13 protein-coding genes and 1 pseudogene are annotated in these 18,756 nt (G+C 52.6%); 9 read left to right on the top strand and 5 right to left on the bottom strand.

Translation table 11 applies throughout. From position 1 onward, the window contains the following. Positions 1-87: 87 nt before the first annotated feature. Positions 88-852: an NADPH-dependent ferric chelate reductase NfeF gene (gene nfeF, locus WC5_RS17905; protein ID WP_001065907.1), complete on the bottom strand. Its 765-nt coding sequence runs from the start codon at positions 850-852 to the stop codon at positions 88-90. A 276-nt stretch (positions 853-1,128) separates the two neighbouring features. On the opposite strand from nfeF, the gene nfeR reads away from it, so the two are divergent. Next, on the top strand, positions 1,129-1,752 hold the full coding sequence (gene nfeR / locus WC5_RS17900) for a DNA-binding transcriptional regulator NfeR (protein WP_000018005.1): 624 nt from the start codon (positions 1,129-1,131) through the stop codon (positions 1,750-1,752). 208 nt (positions 1,753-1,960) lie between these two features. Here nfeR and aer read toward each other — a convergent pair whose 3' ends face one another. Continuing rightward, positions 1,961-3,481, bottom strand: a complete 1,521-nt coding sequence (aer, locus tag WC5_RS17895; protein WP_016159749.1) for an aerotaxis sensor receptor Aer — start codon at positions 3,479-3,481, stop codon at positions 1,961-1,963. 418 nt (positions 3,482-3,899) lie between these two features. On the opposite strand from aer, the gene ygjG reads away from it, so the two are divergent. Further along, positions 3,900-5,279, top strand: coding sequence for a putrescine aminotransferase (gene ygjG, locus WC5_RS17890; protein ID WP_001309772.1), 1,380 nt, complete (start codon positions 3,900-3,902; stop codon positions 5,277-5,279). A 41-nt stretch (positions 5,280-5,320) separates the two neighbouring features. Here the strand turns inward: ygjG and WC5_RS17885 are convergent, their stop codons facing one another. After that, on the bottom strand, positions 5,321-5,653 hold the full coding sequence (locus tag WC5_RS17885) for a tRNA-binding protein (RefSeq protein ID WP_000450586.1): 333 nt from the start codon (positions 5,651-5,653) through the stop codon (positions 5,321-5,323). A gap of 217 nt (positions 5,654-5,870) precedes the next feature. Here WC5_RS17885 and ebgR point away from each other — a divergent pair, with 217 nt between their 5' ends. From ebgR to fadH, 7 genes and pseudogenes are all read left to right on the top strand, one after another. After that, a complete protein-coding gene (ebgR, locus tag WC5_RS17880) occupies positions 5,871-6,854 on the top strand; it encodes a transcriptional regulator EbgR (RefSeq protein WP_000212439.1) in 984 nt (327 codons plus the stop codon). 183 nt (positions 6,855-7,037) lie between these two features. Beyond that, positions 7,038-10,130 carry a beta-galactosidase subunit alpha gene (ebgA, locus tag WC5_RS17875; protein WP_001082933.1) on the top strand — a complete coding sequence of 1,031 codons (3,093 nt, stop codon included), beginning with the start codon at positions 7,038-7,040 and terminating at the stop codon, positions 10,128-10,130. Beyond that, a complete protein-coding gene (locus WC5_RS17870; RefSeq protein WP_001219939.1) occupies positions 10,127-10,576 on the top strand; it encodes a beta-galactosidase subunit beta in 450 nt (149 codons plus the stop codon). The genes ebgA and WC5_RS17870 overlap by 4 nt, the downstream gene beginning before the upstream one ends. 62 nt (positions 10,577-10,638) lie before the next feature. Then, the gene (locus WC5_RS17865; RefSeq protein ID WP_001285446.1) at positions 10,639-12,072 is read left to right on the top strand and encodes an amino acid permease; all 1,434 of its coding nucleotides are present in this window, start codon (positions 10,639-10,641) and stop codon (positions 12,070-12,072) included. A 133-nt stretch (positions 12,073-12,205) separates the two neighbouring features. Beyond that, positions 12,206-13,275 (top strand): annotated as a pseudogene (gene ygjJ, locus WC5_RS17860) (protein YgjJ). Between the two features lie 16 nt (positions 13,276-13,291). After that, positions 13,292-15,643, top strand: coding sequence for an alpha-glucosidase (gene ygjK / locus WC5_RS17855; protein WP_000695510.1), 2,352 nt, complete (start codon positions 13,292-13,294; stop codon positions 15,641-15,643). Between the two features lie 225 nt (positions 15,644-15,868). Then, positions 15,869-17,887 (top strand): NADPH-dependent 2,4-dienoyl-CoA reductase, encoded by a 2,019-nt coding sequence (fadH, locus tag WC5_RS17850; protein ID WP_000121402.1) that lies wholly within the window; start codon positions 15,869-15,871, stop codon positions 17,885-17,887. Positions 17,888-17,940: 53 nt separating this feature from the next. Here fadH and higA read toward each other — a convergent pair whose 3' ends face one another. Both higA and higB read right to left on the bottom strand, forming a co-directional pair. After that, complete coding sequence (higA, locus tag WC5_RS17845; RefSeq protein ID WP_000560254.1) at positions 17,941-18,357, bottom strand: type II toxin-antitoxin system antitoxin HigA; 417 nt, start codon at positions 18,355-18,357, stop codon at positions 17,941-17,943. Then, positions 18,354-18,668 carry a type II toxin-antitoxin system toxin HigB gene (gene higB / locus WC5_RS17840; protein WP_000550188.1) on the bottom strand — a complete coding sequence of 105 codons (315 nt, stop codon included), beginning with the start codon at positions 18,666-18,668 and terminating at the stop codon, positions 18,354-18,356. The genes higA and higB overlap by 4 nt, the downstream gene beginning before the upstream one ends. Positions 18,669-18,756: the final 88 nt, after the last annotated feature.

Below are 18,756 nucleotides of genomic sequence, written 5' to 3' on the forward strand. Positions count from 1 at the left end.
AATCGCTTGGTCGCTGGTTCAAGTCCAGCAGGGGCCACCAGATACAGCAAAGGCTGACGAGAAATCGTCAGCTTTTTTATTTATCAATTACTTTGCGTGCCAGTAAGCCGCTGCACGTACCCGCTGTGGGTCATATTGTTCCGCTTCAAAGCGGCGGCTTAAATTCTTAACCACCTTGCCTTCGCCGGTTATCCAGATGAAATAATCATCGGCAGGAATTTCCAGCTGTGCCAGACGCGCATCCACCGCCTGCTCATCATGCGCCAGCCACTCGATGTTAAAACCGTCAAGGTGCGCGAGATAATCCTGACAGGCGTTATCCCGCACGCTGACCAGCGCGGTAACTTGCGGTTTAACGGCAAGTTTGCTCAACGTTTCCAGGCGTCGACGCAGTGCGGGCATTCCGGATTCATCACAGACATACACCTGATACGCGTAATCCTCCGGCACCACCAGTGAACCACGCGGTCCGGCTACTGTGAGTTTATCGCCCAGTTGCGCCTGCATCGCCCAGCCGCTGGCGACACCACCGTCATGAATAAAGAAATCGATCGCCAGTTCATGGCGCTGCTCATCATACAGTGGCGTATAGTCGCGCGACGGTGGACGTGGCCCTTCCGGCCAGACGATACCCTCTTCAGTTACCGTTGGCGGTACAAAGTGAGCGCCAGGTTGAGGAAAGAAGAGTTTGCTGTGATCGTCAAAACCGCGCGACGTAAAACCGTCCAGCGCCTCGCCGCCGAGGACAATGCGCTGAAAACCGGCGCTGATGCGCTCAACGCGTAACACGGTCAGTTCACGGAAGCGCAGATCATTGCGAACGCGCTGTGGGTAGCGGGGAGAGTTATTCATTGTTATCGCCTTCGTGATAGTAATCAGATATATCTAAATAAAATTAGCAAATGATAATGATTGTTAATCATGATAAATGCAAGCAATTTGTAGTACTGATATATCTGAAGTATGTGACGTCATTCAGCACCATAGCAAGGCTGCCGGATGCGGCGTGAACGCCTTATCCGGCCTACATGTTGAGTACATTTGCGTTTAAAAATCATTTTTGTACTTGCAGCAACTCACATATCAGATATAAATTAGATATATCTAATTAAGCAAAAGGAGGCTGATATGAGCCATCATCACGAAGGGTGTTGTAAACATGAAGGCCAGCCACGCCATGAAGGCTGCTGCAAAGGTGAGAAGTCAGAACACGAGCACTGCGGGCACGGTCACCAGCATGAACACGGTCAATGCTGCGGTGGTCGCCACGGTCGCGGCGGCGGTCGTCGGCAGCGTTTCTTTGGTCACGGTGAATTGCGACTGGTAATTCTGGATATTCTCTCGCGCGATGACAGCCACGGTTATGAGTTGATTAAAGCGATTGAGAATCTGACCCAGGGGAATTACACCCCAAGCCCTGGCGTCATCTACCCGACGCTGGATTTTCTCCAGGAGCAGTCGCTAATTACCATTCGCGAAGAGGAAGGCGGCAAGAAGCAGATTGCGCTGACCGAACAGGGCGCGCAGTGGCTGGAAGAAAACCGCGAACAAGTAGAGATGATTGAGGAACGCATCAAAGCGCGTTGTGTTGGTGCGGCGCTGCGCCAGAACCCGCAAATGAAGCGGGCGCTGGATAATTTTAAAGCGGTGCTGGACTTACGCGTCAACCAGAGCGATATCACCGACGCGCAGATAAAAAAGATCATTGCGGTGATCGACCGCGCCGCTTTTGATATTACGCAACTGGATTAATCACCAACTGCCGGATGCGGTGTAAACACCTTATCCGTCTACCCACCCGTAGGCCTGATAAGATGCGTCAGCATCGCATCAGGCATTGTGCTCCAACTGCCGGATACAGCGTAAACACCTTATCCGCCTACACCCACCCGTAGGCCTGATAAGATGCGCCAGCATCGCATCAGGCATTGTGTACCAACCGCCGAATGCGGCACACCGATTAATGCAGCACCGTCACCGCGTCTTCCAGTCGGCTGGCGCGGTGTTTCACCATTGCCGACACCTGCGCACTCTCTTCCACCAGTTCGGCATTTTTCTGGGTGATCAGGTTAAGCTCATCTACCGCACGGGTCAGGCAGGAAAGCCCATCGGCCTGTTCCAGCGTTGAATGGCTGATCTGGGCGATCAACTGCGTGACGTTTTTTACCTGCACCACAATATCGTCCATCGTCCGTCCGGCGGCGTGTACCTGTTGCGAACCGGATTGCACCTTATCAGCACTGGCATCAATCAGCTTGCGAATATCGTTGGCAGCATTGGCGCTGCGGCTGGCTAAATGACGCACCTCACCCGCAACCACCGCGAAACCTTTGCCTTGTTCTCCGGCGCGTGCCGCTTCCACCGCTGCATTCAGAGCGAGGATATTGGTCTGAAACGCAATATCGTTAATCAGCGAAGTAATGGTGCCAATGCGCTGGGTACTATCAGCAATATCATCCATCGTCTTGATCACCGTGGTCATCGCTTCCCCGCCCTGCACCGCCGCATTACTGGCGGTAATAGAAAGTTTATCGGCAGCCGACGCCGTGGCAGAGTTCTGTTTTACCGACGCTGCCATCTGGTTCATGGTCGCCACCGTTTGCTGAACGTTATCTACCGTCTGCTGAGTATGCTCATTCAGTTCATCTGTGCCTTTCGCCAGCGTCTCGCTGCCGTTTCTGACGCTGGACACCTGGCTTGAGACATCATTAATCAACCAGCGGCACATCAGGCCAAGCTGCCCTACCGCGCGTAATGTCAGCCCCAGCTCATCGCTGCGATTCAAATGCTCAACACTATTACGTTCTCCGGTCGCCACCTTCAGTGCCTGACGGGCAACATTTTCTATCGGGCGCACTATCTGCCATTCAAAACAGACAGTTGCCAGCAACATCACTAACGCGCAGAGGAAATACGTCACCACCGGGGCAGCAACAAACCAAAGCATGGCTGCCAGCACGATAAACATCAGCGCCATCACTCCACGCGCCCGCCAGCGAAGCGGCAATGAAGGCAGTTTTCCCAGCCAGCCTTTACGCACCACCAGACCTTTATGAATACGCTTATTTGTGCGTCCGGCATTCAGCGCCTTGTACAGCGGCTCTACCGCTGCGATCTCGTCATCCGTCGCCCGCGTGCGAATCGACATATACCCACTAATTTTGCCCTCGCGCACCATCGGCACCACATTCGCTCGCACCCAGTAATGATCGCCATTTTTGTGCCGATTTTTCACAATACCACTCCAGGGTTCTCCCTGTTTCAGGGTGTACCACATATCAGCAAAGGCCGCTTTTGGCATATCCGGATGGCGCACCATGTTATGCGGCTGCCCCTGTAGCTCTTGCAAGGTATAGCCGCTAACCTGCACAAAAGTGTCATTAGCATGTGTGATATAGCTTTGTAGATTGGTAGTAGACATCAGAGTGGTATCGTCAGCCAGCGGGATATTTTGCTGGGTGACATACGGATGAGAAGACATAATCGCGTCCTGTGCAGGTTATATTGTTGTTAACTTCTTGTCAGAAGTTATGTCGGCTCCGGTGCGGTTATCTTTAGTGGTTTAATTTGATTTAGATCGCAATTTTCGATTAAAGCACAAAACCTAATTCATTGATTTAAAATACTTTCATTTGGGTACTATCCCGGCACGTTTATTATATTGCTCAACAATCAGGCAATTATTGCCCTGGCATGGTGCATTTACTCCTTGATAACAGGAGGTGCGCCCGATAAAAATCGTGCAAAATAACAACAATGGTTAACAATTGGAATTAAATGTTGCATAAATGATAACGTAATTTGTGTTTATCCCGATTTTCGCGATCGCAACCGGAGTGGCGCAATCCCTGCAATACTTAAATCGGTATCATGTGATACGCGAGCCTCCGGAGCATATTTTGAACAGGTTACCTTCGAGCGCATCGGCTTTAGCGTGCAGCGCCCACGCCCTGAATCTCATAGAGAAGCGAACGCTGGATCATGAGGAGATGAAAGCACTTAACCGCGAGGTGATTGAATACTTCAAAGAGCATGTCAATCCGGGGTTTTTAGAGTATCGCAAATCTGTTACCGCCGGCGGGGATTACGGAGCCGTAGAGTGGCAAGCGGGAGGTTTAAATACGCTTGTCGACACCCAGGGACAGGAATTTATCGACTGCCTGGGAGGTTTTGGAATTTTCAACGTGGGGCACCGTAATCCAGTTGTGGTTTCCGCCGTACAGAATCAACTTGCGAAACAACCGCTGCACAGCCAGGAGCTGCTCGACCCATTACGGGCGATGCTGGCGAAAACCCTTGCTGCGCTAACGCCCGGTAAACTGAAATACAGCTTCTTCTGTAATAGCGGCACCGAGTCCGTTGAAGCGGCGCTGAAACTGGCGAAGGCTTATCAGTCACCGCGCGGCAAGTTTACTTTTATCGCCACCAGCGGCGCGTTCCACGGTAAATCGCTTGGCGCGCTGTCAGCCACGGCGAAATCGACCTTCCGCAAACCGTTTATGCCGCTGCTACCGGGCTTCCGTCATGTACCATTTGGCAATATCGAAGCCATGCGCACGGCTCTTAGCGAGTGCAAAAAAACCGGTGATGATGTGGCTGCGGTGATCCTTGAGCCGATTCAGGGCGAAGGTGGCGTCATTCTGCCGCCGCCGGGCTATCTCACCGCCGTGCGTAAGCTGTGCGATGAGTTTGGCGCACTGATGATCCTCGATGAAGTGCAAACAGGCATGGGGCGTACGGGCAAGATGTTCGCCTGCGAGCATGAGAACGTTCAGCCGGACATCCTGTGTCTGGCGAAAGCCCTCGGCGGCGGCGTGATGCCAATTGGCGCAACTATTGCTACCGAAGAGGTGTTCTCAGTCCTGTTCGACAACCCGTTCCTGCATACCACCACCTTTGGCGGCAACCCGCTGGCCTGTGCGGCGGCGCTGGCGACCATCAATGTGTTGCTGGAGCAGAACTTACCGGCTCAGGCTGAACAAAAAGGCGATATGTTGCTGGACGGTTTCCGCCAACTGGCGCGGGAATATCCCGATCTGGTGCAGGAAGCGCGAGGTAAAGGGATGTTGATGGCGATTGAGTTTGTTGATAACGAAATCGGCTACAACTTTGCCAGCGAGATGTTCCGCCAGCGTGTGCTGGTCGCCGGAACGCTCAACAACGCCAAAACGATCCGCATTGAACCGCCACTGACGCTGACCATTGAACAGTGTGAACTGGTGATCAAAGCGGCGCGTAAGGCGCTGGCGGCCATGCGAGTAAGTGTCGAAGAAGCGTAATATCAAATCGGATGGCGATGCAACGTCGCCATCCGATCTCTTTATACGATTCGCACGCCCGCAGGCATCATCCGTTCCGGCGTTAACAGTACGCTTTCACTGCCGTCATCGGTTTCCGCACACAACAGCATGCATTCCGAGGTTTCACCGCGCATTTTCGCTTTTTGCAGATTGCACAAGACCACCACCGTTTTCCCCATCAGCTCTTCTTCGCTGTAGTACGGCACCAGGCTGGTCACGGTTTGCAGCGTTTTTTCCCCCACATCAACCTGTACGATGTACAGCTTGTCGGCGTTTTCATGGCGTTTCACATCCACAATCTTCCCAACGCGCATTTCCAGACGTGCAAAATCAGCGTAAGCCACGGTTTCCATTGTTCCCTCCTTCAAGTAAAATTTTACTAAACTATAGCAAAAGTTTTTCTCAATCCTGTAGGCTAAAAATGGAGAATGCAGGCGTGATCACATTCGTGAGCCGCTGTGTTACCGTTACAGCGTCAAAGAAACGCGCTTTATTTACTGAAAACAGGTGACCCGATAAGCACTTCCTCTACAATGGAGACGCACATCAGGGAAAGTAAAAAAGGTAAACATGGCAACACTAAAAGACATCGCAATCGAAGCTGGCGTATCCCTGGCGACAGTATCCAGGGTCTTAAATGACGATCCGACGTTGAATGTGAAAGAAGAGACGAAACATCGCATTCTTGAGATCGCCGAAAAGCTGGAGTACAAGACCAGTAGCGCCCGAAAACTACAGACAGGCGCAGTCAACCAACACCATATTCTGGCTATCTACAGCTACCAACAGGAGCTGGAGATCAACGATCCTTACTATCTGGCAATCCGCCACGGCATTGAAACCCAGTGCGAAAAGTTGGCGATCGAACTGACCAACTGTTATGAACACAACGGCTTGCCGGACATTAAAAACGTCACCGGCATTTTGATTGTCGGCAAACCCACGCCTGCCCTGCGTGCCGCCGCCAGCGCATTGACCGACAATATCTGTTTTATCGACTTTCACGAACCCGGCAGCGGTTACGATGCGGTGGATATCGATCTGGCACGCATCAGTAAGGAAATCATCGACTTCTACATCGATCAGGGCGTTAATCGTATTGGTTTTATTGGCGGCGAAGATGAGCCTGGCAAGGCGGATATTCGTGAGGTCGCCTTTGCGGAATATGGCCGACTGAAGCAAGTGGTACGCGAAGAGGACATCTGGCGCGGCGGTTTTTCCAGTTCGTCGGGCTATGAACTGGCAAAGCAAATGCTGGCGCGGGAAGACTACCCGAAGGCGTTGTTTGTCGCTTCTGATTCCATTGCTATCGGCGTACTGCGGGCAATTCATGAACGCGGCCTGAACATCCCGCAGGATATTTCGCTTATCAGCGTCAACGACATCCCCACCGCGCGATTTACCTTTCCGCCGCTCTCCACCGTGCGCATCCATTCCGAAATGATGGGAAGCCAGGGCGTTAACCTGTTGTATGAAAAGGCTCGCGATGGTCGCGCGCTGCCGCTGTTAGTCTTCGTTCCCAGCAAATTAAAACTGCGCGGCACCACCCGCTAAATCCCCTTACACACTGTCCGGCAATCGTTTTTGCCGGACAGTGCTGCCGTTTATTTTCGTGATCCAGTTAAAGTAAATGCATTTACCCGCTACTTTTTAGTAAAAATTTTACTAAACTCCCCAGCAATTACACAAACTACCATCACCATGAATGGTTCCGATTTCTCTCTACCGGGAGGCCCTATGAATCGCTGGGAAAACATTCAGCTCACCCACGAAAACCGACTTGCGCCGCGTGCGTACTTTTTTTCATATGATTCTGTTACGCAGGCGCGTACCTTTGCCCGCGAAACCAGCAGCCTGTTTCTGCCCTTAAGCGGTCAGTGGAATTTCCATTTTTTTGACCATCCGCTGCAAGTGCCAGAAGCCTTCACTTCCGAGTTAATGACTGACTGGGGGGACATTACCGTCCCCGCCATGTGGCAAATGGAAGGCCACGGCAAACTGCAATATACCGACGAAGGTTTTCCGTTCCCCATCGATGTGCCATTTGTCCCCAGCGATAACCCAACCGGTGCCTATCAACGTATTTTCACCCTCAGCAACGGCTGGCAGGGCAAGCAGACACTGATTAAATTTGACGGCGTCGAAACCTATTTTGAAGTTTACGTTAACGGTCAGTATGTGGGGTTCAGCAAGGGCAGTCGCCTGACCGCAGAGTTTGACATCAGTGCGATGGTTAAAACCGGCGACAACCTGTTATGTGTGCGCGTGATGCAGTGGGCGGATTCCACCTACGTGGAAGACCAGGATATGTGGTGGTCGGCAGGGATCTTCCGCGATGTTTATCTGATCGGTAAACAACCGACGCATATTAACGATTTCACCGTGCGTACCGACTTTGACGAAGCCTATTGCGATGCCACTCTCTCCTGCGAAGTGGTGCTGGAAAATCTCGCCGCCTCCCCTGTCGTAACGACGCTGGAATATACCCTGTTTGATGGCGAACGCGTGGTGCACAGCAGCGCCATTCCTCATCTGGCAATTGAAAAAATAACCAGCGCCAGCTTTGCTTTTACTGTCGAACAGCCGCAGCAATGGTCGGCAGAATCTCCTTATCTTTACCATCTGGTCATGACGCTGAAAGACGCCGACGGCAACGTTCTGGAAGTGGTGCCACAACGCGTCGGCTTCCGTGATATCAAAGTGCGCGACGGTCTGTTCTGGATCAATAACCGTTATGTGATGCTGCACGGCGTCAATCGTCACGACAACGATCATCGCAAAGGCCGCGCCGTTGGGATGGATCGCGTCGAGAAAGATCTTCAGTTGATGAAACAGCACAACATCAACTCCGTGCGTACCGCTCACTACCCGAACGATCCGCGTTTCTACGAACTGTGTGATATCTACGGCCTGTTTGTGATGGCGGAAACCGACGTCGAATCGCACGGCTTTGCTAACGTCGGCGATATCAGCCGCATAACCGACGATCCGCAGTGGGAAAAGGTCTACGTCGAGCGCATCGTTCGCCATATTCACGCGCAGAAAAACCATCCGTCGATCATCATCTGGTCGCTGGGCAACGAGTCCGGCTATGGCTGTAACATCCGCGCAATGTACCACGCGGCGAAGGCGCTCGATGACACGCGTCTGGTGCATTACGAAGAAGATCGCGATGCTGAAGTGGTCGATATTATTTCCACCATGTACACCCGCGTGCCGCTGATGAATGAGTTTGGTGAATATCCGCATCCGAAGCCGCGCATCATCTGCGAATACGCTCATGCGATGGGGAATGGACCTGGCGGGCTGACGGAATATCAGAACGTCTTCTATAAGCACGATTGCATTCAGGGACATTATGTCTGGGAATGGTGCGACCACGGGATCCAGGCGCAGGATGACAACGGCAACGTCTGGTATAAATTCGGCGGCGACTACGGCGACTATCCCAACAACTATAACTTCTGTCTTGATGGTTTGATCTATTCCGATCAAACGCCGGGACCAGGTCTGAAAGAGTACAAACAGGTTATTGCGCCGGTAAAAATCCACGCGTTGGATCTGACTCGCGGCAAGCTGAAAGTCGAAAATAAACTGTGGTTTACCACGCTTGATGACTACACCCTGCACGCAGAGGTGCGCGCCGAAGGTGAAACGCTCGCAACGCAGCAGATTAAGCTGCGCGACGTTGCACCAAACAGCGAAGCGCCATTGCACATTACGCTGCCGCAACTGGACGCCCGCGAAGCGTTCCTCAACATTACAGTGACCAAGGATTCCCGTACCCGCTACAGCGAAGCCGGACACCCTATCGCCACTTATCAGTTCCCGCTGAAGGAAAACACCGCACAGCCGGTGCCTTTCGCGCCGAATAATGCTCGTCCGCTGACGCTGGAAGACGAACGTTTGAGCTGCACCGTTCGCGGCTACAACTTCGCGATCACCTTCTCAAAAATGAGTGGCAAACCGACATCCTGGCAGGTGAATGGCGAGTCGCTGCTGACCCGCGAGCCAAAGATCAACTTCTTCAAACCGATGATCGACAACCACAAGCAGGAGTACGAAGGGCTGTGGCAGCCGAATCATTTGCAGATCATGCAGGAACATCTGCGCGACTTTGCCGTTGAGCAAAGTGATGGCGAAGTGTTGATCATCAGCCGCACGGTTATTGCCCCGCCGGTGTTTGACTTCGGGATGCGCTGCACCTACATCTGGCGCATCGCTGCCGATGGCCAGGTTAACGTGGCGCTTTCCGGCGAGCGTTACGGCGACTATCCGCACATCATTCCATGCATCGGTTTCACCATGGGGATTAACGGCGAATACGACCAGGTGGCGTATTACGGACGCGGACCGGGCGAAAACTACGCCGACAGCCAGCAGGCTAACATCATCGATATCTGGCGCAGTAACGTCGATGCCATGTTCGAGAACTATCCCTTCCCGCAGAACAACGGCAACCGTCAGCATGTCCGCTGGACGGCACTGACTAACCGCCACGGCAACGGCCTGCTGGTGGTTCCGCAGCGCCCAATTAACTTCAGCGCCTGGCACTACACCCAGGAGAACATCCACGCCGCGCAACACTGCAACGAACTTCAGCGCAGTGATGACATCACCCTGAATCTTGACCACCAACTGCTTGGCCTCGGCTCCAACTCCTGGGGCAGCGAGGTGCTGGACTCCTGGCGCGTCTGGTTCCGTGACTTCAGCTACGGCTTTACGTTGCTGCCGGTTTCTGGCGGAGAAGCCACCGCGCAAAGCCTGGCGTCGTATGAGTTCGGCGCAGGATTCTTTTCCACGAATTTGCACAGCGAGAATAAGCAATGAGGATCATCGATAACTTAGAACAGTTCCGCCAGATTTACGCCTCTGGCAAGAAGTGGCAACGCTGCGTTGAAGCGATTGAAAATATCGACAACATTCAGCCTGGCGTCGCCCACTCCATCGGTGACTCATTGACCTACCGTGTGGAAAATGACTCCGCGACCGATGCGTTATTTACCGGGCATCGTCGTTATTTTGAAGTGCATTACTACCTGCAAGGGCAGCAAAAGATTGAATATGCGCCGAAAGAGGCATTACAGGTAGTGGAATATTATCGCGATGAAACTGACCGTGAATATTTAAAAGGCTGCGGAGAAACCGTCGAGGTTCACGAAGGGCAAATCGTTATTTGCGATATCCATGAAGCATATCGTTTTATCTGCAATAACGCGGTCAAAAAAGTCGTTCTCAAAGTCACCATCGAAGATGGTTATTTCCATAACAAATAACAACTACGGCGGCAAAAGGAGTTTGCCGCCACCGCTACCCTACTCATTTTCGGAGATGTGTTATGTCTGATACCAAACGTAATACAATCGGCAAATTCGGCTTGCTCTCGCTGACTTTTGCCGCCGTTTACAGCTTTAACAACGTTATCAATAATAATATTGAGCTTGGACTGGCCTCGGCGCCGATGTTTTTCCTCGCAACGATTTTTTATTTTATCCCCTTCTGTCTGATTATCGCAGAATTTGTCTCGTTAAATAAAAACTCGGAAGCCGGTGTCTACGCGTGGGTAAAAAGCTCGCTGGGCGGACGTTGGGCATTTATTACTGCCTATACCTACTGGTTCGTAAACCTGTTCTTTTTCACCTCGCTGTTGCCGCGCGTTATTGCTTACGCTTCATATGCCTTCCTCGGCTACGAATATATTATGACGCCGGTTGCTACCACCATTATCAGTATGGTGCTGTTCGCCTTCTCCACCTGGGTTTCTACCAACGGGGCGAAAATGCTGGGGCCAATCACCTCCGTGACCTCAACGCTAATGCTGCTGTTAACGCTCTCCTACATTTTACTGGCAGGTACGGCGCTGGTTGGCGGCGTACAGCCTGCCGATCCGATCACCGTTGACGCGATGATCCCGAACTTCAACTGGGCGTTCCTCGGCGTTACCACCTGGATCTTTATGGCCGCAGGCGGCGCGGAGTCCGTCGCGGTGTACGTTAACGACGTCAAAGGCGGTTCGAAATCGTTCGTTAAAGTGATCATCCTCGCCGGGATTTTCATTGGTGTACTGTACTCCGTCTCCTCGGTGCTGATTAACGTCTTCGTCAGCAGCAAAGAGTTGAAGTTTACCGGCGGATCGGTACAGGTATTCCACGGCATGGCGGCGTATTTTGGTCTGCCGGAAGCGTTAATGAATCGCTTTGTTGGCCTTGTTTCCTTTACTGCGATGTTCGGTTCCCTGCTGATGTGGACCGCAACGCCGGTGAAAATTTTCTTCTCCGAAATCCCGGAAGGCATCTTTGGTAAGAAAACCGTTGAACTGAACGAAAACGGCGTTCCGGCGCGCGCAGCGTGGATCCAGTTCCTGATCGTCATCCCGCTGATGATTATCCCGATGCTCGGCTCCAATACCGTGCAGGATCTGATGAATACCATTATTAATATGACTGCCGCAGCGTCCATGCTTCCGCCGTTATTCATCATGCTGGCGTATCTGAATTTACGCGCCAAATTAGATCACCTGCCACGCGATTTCCGTATGGGTTCCCGCCGCACCGGTATTATCGTTGTTTCAATGCTGATTGCGATATTTGCCGTAGGGTTTGTCGCTTCGACATTCCCGACTGGTGCGAATATTCTGACTATCATCTTTTATAACGTCGGCGGTATTGTCATCTTCCTCGGCTTTGCGTGGTGGAAATATAGTAAATATATAAAGGGACTCACAGCTGAAGAGCGCCATATTGAAGCGACGCCAGCCAGCAATGTTGATTAAGCAGACTAATAAAAAATGAGCAGGCATTTTCCCTCTTCCTGGATGGGGAGAGGGAAAATAGTTTCTGCCTTTATATTTTTATAATTACAACGATAAAAGGCTGTATTTTTTCTTTAGCTCATGGATTAACACAATGAAATTAATCACTGCACCATGCAGAGCATTACTTGCTCTGCCGTTTTGCTACGCCTTTTCTGCGGCAGGAGAAGAAGCACGTCCAGCAGAACATGACGACACAAAAACACCCGCAATTACCTCGACATATTCTCCTTCATTTCGTTTTTACGGCGAATTAGGGGTTGGTGGATATATGGATTTAGAGGGTGAGAATAAACATAAATATAGTGACGGCACCTATATTGAAGGTGGCCTGGAGATGAAGTACGGCTCCTGGTTCGGCCTGATTTACGGCGAAGGCTGGACCGTACAGGTCGACCACGACGGTAATGCCTGGGTGCCTGACCATAGCTGGGGTGGTTTCGAAGGTGGGATTAACCGTTTCTATGGCGGTTATCGTACCAATGATGGCACGGAAATCATGCTCAGTCTGCGTCAGGATTCCTCACTGGATGACCTGCAATGGTGGGGCGACTTCACCCCCGATCTGGGCTACGTCATTCCCAATACCCGCGACATTATGACCGCGCTGAAGGTGCAGAACTTAAGCGGCAACTTTCGTTATAGCGTCACCGCCACGCCTGCCGGACATCATGACGAAAGCAAGGCCTGGCTGCATTTTGGCAAATACGATCGCTACGACGACAAATACACCTATCCGGCAATGATGAACGGTTACATCCAGTATGACCTTGCCGAAGGCGTCACCTGGATGAACGGTCTGGAAATCACCGACGGCACAGGACAACTCTATCTCACTGGCCTGCTTACCCCTAACTTCGCTGCCCGCGCCTGGCACCAGACCGGACGCGCCGACGGGCTGGACGTACCGGGAAGTGAAAGTGGGATGATGGTGAGCGCCATGTATGAAGCGTTAAAAGGCGTTTATCTCTCCACCGCTTACACCTACGCCAAACATCGCCCTGACCACGCTGACGATGAAACCACCTCTTTCATGCAGTTTGGTATCTGGTACGAATACGGCGGCGGACGTTTCGCAACGGCTTTTGATAGCCGCTTCTACATGAAAAATGCCTCTAACGATCCCAGCGCCAAATCTTCCTGATGCAATATTTCTACTGGTAATAAGGACTGTAATTTCATGAAAATCAAAACTATTTTAACGCCAGTAACCTGCGCTCTGCTGATAAGTTTTTCCGCCCATGCCGCTAACGCCGACAATTATAAAAACGTGATTAACCGTACTGGCGCGCCGCAGTACATGAAGGATTACGATTACGACGATCACCAGCGTTTTAATCCGTTTTTCGATCTCGGCGCCTGGCATGGTCACTTGTTGCCAGACGGCCCGAACACCATGGGCGGTTTTCCGGGCGTTGCGCTGCTGACAGAAGAGTACATCAACTTTATGGCGACCAATTTCGACCGCCTGACCGTCTGGCAGGACGGCAAGAAAGTCGACTTCACGCTGGAGGCATACAGTATTCCCGGCGCGCTGGTGCAAAAACTGACAGCAAAAGATGTGCAGGTTGAAATGACCCTGCGCTTCGCCACGCCGCGCACATCACTACTGGAAACCAAAATCACCAGCGATAAACCGCTGGATCTGGTGTGGGATGGCGAACTGCTGGAAAAACTGGAAGCGAAAGAAGGGAAACCGCTTTCCGATAAAACCATTGCTGGCGAGTACCCTGATTATCAACGCAAAATCAGCGCCACCCGTGATGGCCTGAAAGTCACCTTTGGCAAAGTGCGCGCCACCTGGGATCTGCTGACCTCCGGCGAGTCGGAATATCAGGTGCATAAATCCCTGCCTGTGCAGACTGAAATCAGCGGCAATCGCTTTACCAGTAAGGCTCATATCAACGGTTCGACGACGCTCTATACCACCTATTCCCATCTGCTGACCGCCCAGGAAGTTAGCAAAGAGCAGATGCAGATCCGCGATATTCTGGCGCGTCCGGCGTTTTATCTCACCGCCTCGCAGCAACGCTGGGAAGAGTATCTGAAGAAAGGGTTAACCAATCCGGATGCGACGCCGGAACAGACGCGCGTCGCGGTGAAAGCCATCGAAACGCTCAACGGTAACTGGCGATCGCCGGGCGGTGCGGTGAAATATAACACCGTCACACCGTCGGTGACCGGGCGCTGGTTCTCCGGCAATCAGACCTGGCCATGGGATACCTGGAAGCAGGCGTTTGCGATGGCGCATTTCAATCCAGACATCGCCAAAGAGAATATCCGCGCGGTCTTCTCCTGGCAGATCCAGCCCGGCGACGCCGTGCGTCCGCAGGATGTGGGATTTGTCCCCGACCTGATTGCGTGGAACCTTAGCCCCGAGCGCGGCGGTGACGGCGGCAACTGGAACGAACGTAACACCAAACCCAGCCTTGCCGCCTGGTCGGTAATGGAAGTGTACAACGTCACCCAGGATAAAGCCTGGCTGGCAGAGATGTACCCAAAACTGGTGGCCTATCATGACTGGTGGTTACGTAACCGCGATCACAACGGCAACGGCGTGCCGGAATATGGCGCGACCCGCGATAAAGCCCACAACACCGAGAGCGGCGAGATGCTGTTTACGGTGAAAAAAGGCGACAAAGAAGAGACGCAGTCTGGGTTGAACAACTACGCCCGCGTGCTGGAGAAAGGCCAGTACGACAGTCTGGAAATTCCGGCACAGGTTGCTGCGTCGTGGGAATCGGGGCGTGATGACGCCGCCGTCTTTGGTTTTATCGACAAAGAACAATTGGATAAATATGTCGCTAACGGCGGCAAACGTAGCGACTGGACGGTGAAATTCGCCGAGAACCGCAGTCAGGACGGAACATTGCTGGGCTACTCGTTGTTGCAGGAGTCGGTGGATCAGGCCAGCTATATGTACAGCGATAACCATTATCTGGCGGAGATGGCAACCATCCTCGGTAAACCGGAAGAGGCCAAACGCTATCGCCAGTTGGCACAGCAGCTCGCGGACTACATCAACACCTGTATGTTCGACCCGACTACGCAGTTCTACTATGACGTGCGCATTGAAGATAAACCGCTGGCAAACGGCTGCGCAGGCAAACCGATTGTCGAGCGCGGTAAAGGGCCGGAAGGCTGGTCGCCGCTGTTTAACGGTGCGGCAACGCAGGCCAATGCCGACGCGGTGGTGAAAGTGATGCTCAATCCTAAAGAGTTCAACACCTTTGTACCGCTGGGAACGGCGGCGTTAACCAATCCGGCTTTTGGCGCGGATATTTACTGGCGCGGGCGCGTATGGGTGGATCAGTTCTGGTTTGGACTGAAAGGGATGGAGCGTTACGGTTATCGCGATGATGCCCTGAAACTGGCGGATACGTTCTTCCAGCACGCCAAAGGATTAACCGCCGATGGTCCGATTCAGGAGAATTACAACCCGCTGACCGGCGCGCAGCAAGGAGCACCAAATTTCTCCTGGAGTGCCGCGCATTTGTATATGTTGTATAACGATTTTTTCCGTAAGCAGTAATTTGCAACGGCTGGCGGATGCGGCGTAAACGCCTTATCCGCCCTACATGTGCAATCCCCCAGGCCGGATAAAACGCGGCAAGCGTCGCATCCGGCGTTACCACCGGGCGTATTCTTTTTGAATCCCATCACAAACCCCGCACTCCCCTTTTCCCTTTTCCCCGGCGACGGCTAAATTAGAACTCATCCGACCACATAACAATTATTTTACATACTGGACAATTTTATGAGCTACCCGTCGCTGTTTGCCCCGCTGGATTTAGGCTTCACCACGTTAAAAAACCGAGTACTGATGGGTTCAATGCACACGGGGCTGGAGGAATACCCGGACGGCGCTGAACGGCTGGCAGCGTTTTATGCTGAACGCGCCCGTCACGGCGTGGCGCTGATTGTCAGCGGCGGCATTGCGCCAGATTTCACAGGCGTTGGCATGGAAGGCGGCGCAATGCTCAACGACGTCAGCCAGATCCCGCACCATCGCACCATTACTGAAGCGGTGCATCAGGAAGGCGGCAAAATCGCCCTGCAAATTTTGCATACCGGGCGCTACAGCTACCAGCCACATCTGGTGGCACCTTCCGCATTGCAGGCTCCCATCAACCGTTTCGTTCCCCATGAGTTAAGCCATGAAGAGATCCTGCAACTGATCGACAATTTCGCCCGCTGCGCGCAACTGGCGCGGGAGGCCGGATACGATGGCGTAGAGGTGATGGGTTCCGAAGGGTATTTGATCAACGAATTTCTGACACTGCGCACCAATCAGCGTAGCGACCAGTGGGGCGGTGATTACCCTAATCGGATGCGGTTTTCCGTAGAAGTAGTGCGTGCGGTACGTGAACGCGTTGGCAACGACTTTATCATTATCTACCGTCTGTCGATGCTCGACCTGGTAGAAGGCGGCGGTACTTTTGCCGAAACGGTAGAGCTGGCGCAGGCCATTGAAGCGGCGGGCGCGACCATTATCAACACCGGCATTGGCTGGCATGAAGCGCGTATTCCGACCATCGCCACGCCCGTGCCGCGCGGCGCATTTAGCTGGGTCACGCGCAAACTGAAAGGTCACGTCTCGCTGCCGCTGGTGACCACCAACCGGATTAACGATCCGCAGGTTGCCGACGATATTCTCTCGCGCGGCGATGCCGATATGGTGTCGATGGCGCGACCATTTCTCGCCGATGCGGAGCTGCTGTCAAAAGCGCAATCAGGGCGAGCTGATGAGATCAACACTTGTATTGGCTGCAATCAGGCCTGCCTCGATCAGATCTTCGTCGGCAAAGTCACCTCATGCCTGGTGAATCCTCGCGCCTGCCATGAAACCAAAATGCCAATCCTTCCCGCCGCGCAGAAAAAAAATCTGGCGGTGGTCGGTGCCGGTCCGGCGGGGCTGGCGTTTGCCATTAACGCGGCGGCGCGTGGTCATCAGGTAACGTTGTTTGATGCACATAGCGAGATTGGCGGGCAGTTTAATATCGCCAAACAGATCCCTGGCAAAGAGGAGTTTTACGAAACGCTGCGCTACTACCGGCGGATGATCGAAGTGACGGGCGTAACGCTCAAACTCAATCACACCGTGACGGCGGATCAGTTACAGGCGTTCGATGAAACGATCCTCGCCAGTGGGATCGTACCGCGCATTCCGCCCATCGACGGGATCGATCATCCGAAGGTGTTGAGTTATCTCGATGTACTGCGCGACAAAGCGCCAGTGGGCAACAAAGTCGCCATTATCGGTTGTGGCGGGATTGGTTTTGATACGGCGATGTATCTCAGCCAGCCTGGTGAATCTACCAGCCAGAATATTGCCGAGTTCTGCACAGAATGGGGCATCGACAGCAGCCTGCAACAAGCCGGTGGCTTAAGTTCGCAAGGTATGCAGATCCCCCGTAGCCCACGACAGATTGTGATGCTCCAGCGCAAAGCCAGTAAACCGGGTCAGGGGCTGGGTAAAACCACAGGCTGGATCCATCGCACCACCCTGCTCTCGCGAGGCGTGAAAATGATCCCTGGCGTAAGTTATCAGAAGATTGACGATGACGGACTACATGTGGTGATCAACGGTGAACCGCAAATTTTGGCGGTAGATCATGTGGTGATCTGCGCGGGGCAGGAGCCAAACCGCGCGCTGGCGCAACCCTTAATCGATGCAGGAAAAACCGTGCATTTGATTGGCGGCTGCGACGTGGCTATGGAGCTGGACGCACGCCGAGCGATTGCCCAGGGAACACGGCTTGCGCTGGAGATTTAAACCGTTATTTGACGTGCCGGATGCTGCGTTCACACCTCATCCGGCAGGTAGCGTTAATCAATAAACAACGCAGGAGAAATACCGAATCGCGCAGCCAGTTTTTTAGCGTGTTCCAGTGTTAATTTTCTCTTCCCGTTCAAAACGCGTGACACCATCGATTTGCTACCAATTTCCGGCAGATCGGAAAGGGTTAAGCCGTATTGATCCATCAGGGTACGAATCACAGCAACACCACCTGGCATGGCTTGAGCCATGGCATTAAATTCAGCAAATTCGGGCGCTGATTCTTCCCACGCGGTTATTTTGGCACACACCAGATCCAGCAAGGGATTTTCAGGATCGTTAAGCAGCAGATGATCGACCAGTTCCAGCGCCTGGGCGTATTGTTCTTCGTTCTGGATACCCGCCAGAAAAGGTGCCACAGCAGTTAGCTTTTCTCCCGCCTGCAAGATGTCGGCAATCGCAATCATTTTTTCCCCTTAGTACGATGAATGGCGGTAAAGAAATCGTATTCTTTGTGCGTCATAACTTCGCGTATGTAGCACTTTTGCGATTCAAAAAAGACCATTGCGACAACACGTAATTCATTGCCCCCGACATTGAAAACATAATGCTTATCCAGATATTTGAAGTTATCCAGAGATGGGAACACTGCTTTTAATGACTCAGGTTTTTTGAAATATCCCTTAGCAATCGTGTTCCCCAAAGCCACCAGCTCCGTTTTGTGTTGCGGGTATTTTTCCGCAGCATCTTTCAGTGCTTTTTGAGTGATCAGGTGCATTCTTCATCATGTCCGTTGACAAATTGGCAATATGATAACATTCGTTGACAGATTGGCAACGAATGAATTTATCTGTATGACGGAAGAA

This window comes from Escherichia sp. KTE114 (genome assembly GCF_000407765.1).
GTDB classification, from domain to species: domain Bacteria; phylum Pseudomonadota; class Gammaproteobacteria; order Enterobacterales; family Enterobacteriaceae; genus Escherichia; species Escherichia ruysiae.

Excerpts from the sequence above, each read along its gene's own strand:
- nfeF (WP_001065907.1), bottom strand. The coding sequence starts at position 852 with ATGAATAACTCTCCCCGCTACCCACAGCGCGTTCGCAATGATCTGCGC.
- nfeR (WP_000018005.1), top strand. The coding sequence starts at position 1,129 with ATGAGCCATCATCACGAAGGGTGTTGTAAACATGAAGGCCAGCCACGC.
- aer (WP_016159749.1), bottom strand. The coding sequence starts at position 3,481 with ATGTCTTCTCATCCGTATGTCACCCAGCAAAATATCCCGCTGGCTGAC.
- WC5_RS17885 (WP_000450586.1), bottom strand. The coding sequence starts at position 5,653 with ATGGAAACCGTGGCTTACGCTGATTTTGCACGTCTGGAAATGCGCGTT.
- ebgR (WP_000212439.1), top strand. The coding sequence starts at position 5,871 with ATGGCAACACTAAAAGACATCGCAATCGAAGCTGGCGTATCCCTGGCG.
- ebgA (WP_001082933.1), top strand. The coding sequence starts at position 7,038 with ATGAATCGCTGGGAAAACATTCAGCTCACCCACGAAAACCGACTTGCG.
- WC5_RS17870 (WP_001219939.1), top strand. The coding sequence starts at position 10,127 with ATGAGGATCATCGATAACTTAGAACAGTTCCGCCAGATTTACGCCTCT.
- WC5_RS17865 (WP_001285446.1), top strand. The coding sequence starts at position 10,639 with ATGTCTGATACCAAACGTAATACAATCGGCAAATTCGGCTTGCTCTCG.
- ygjK (WP_000695510.1), top strand. The coding sequence starts at position 13,292 with ATGAAAATCAAAACTATTTTAACGCCAGTAACCTGCGCTCTGCTGATA.
- fadH (WP_000121402.1), top strand. The coding sequence starts at position 15,869 with ATGAGCTACCCGTCGCTGTTTGCCCCGCTGGATTTAGGCTTCACCACG.
- higA (WP_000560254.1), bottom strand. The coding sequence starts at position 18,357 with ATGATTGCGATTGCCGACATCTTGCAGGCGGGAGAAAAGCTAACTGCT.
- higB (WP_000550188.1), bottom strand. The coding sequence starts at position 18,668 with ATGCACCTGATCACTCAAAAAGCACTGAAAGATGCTGCGGAAAAATAC.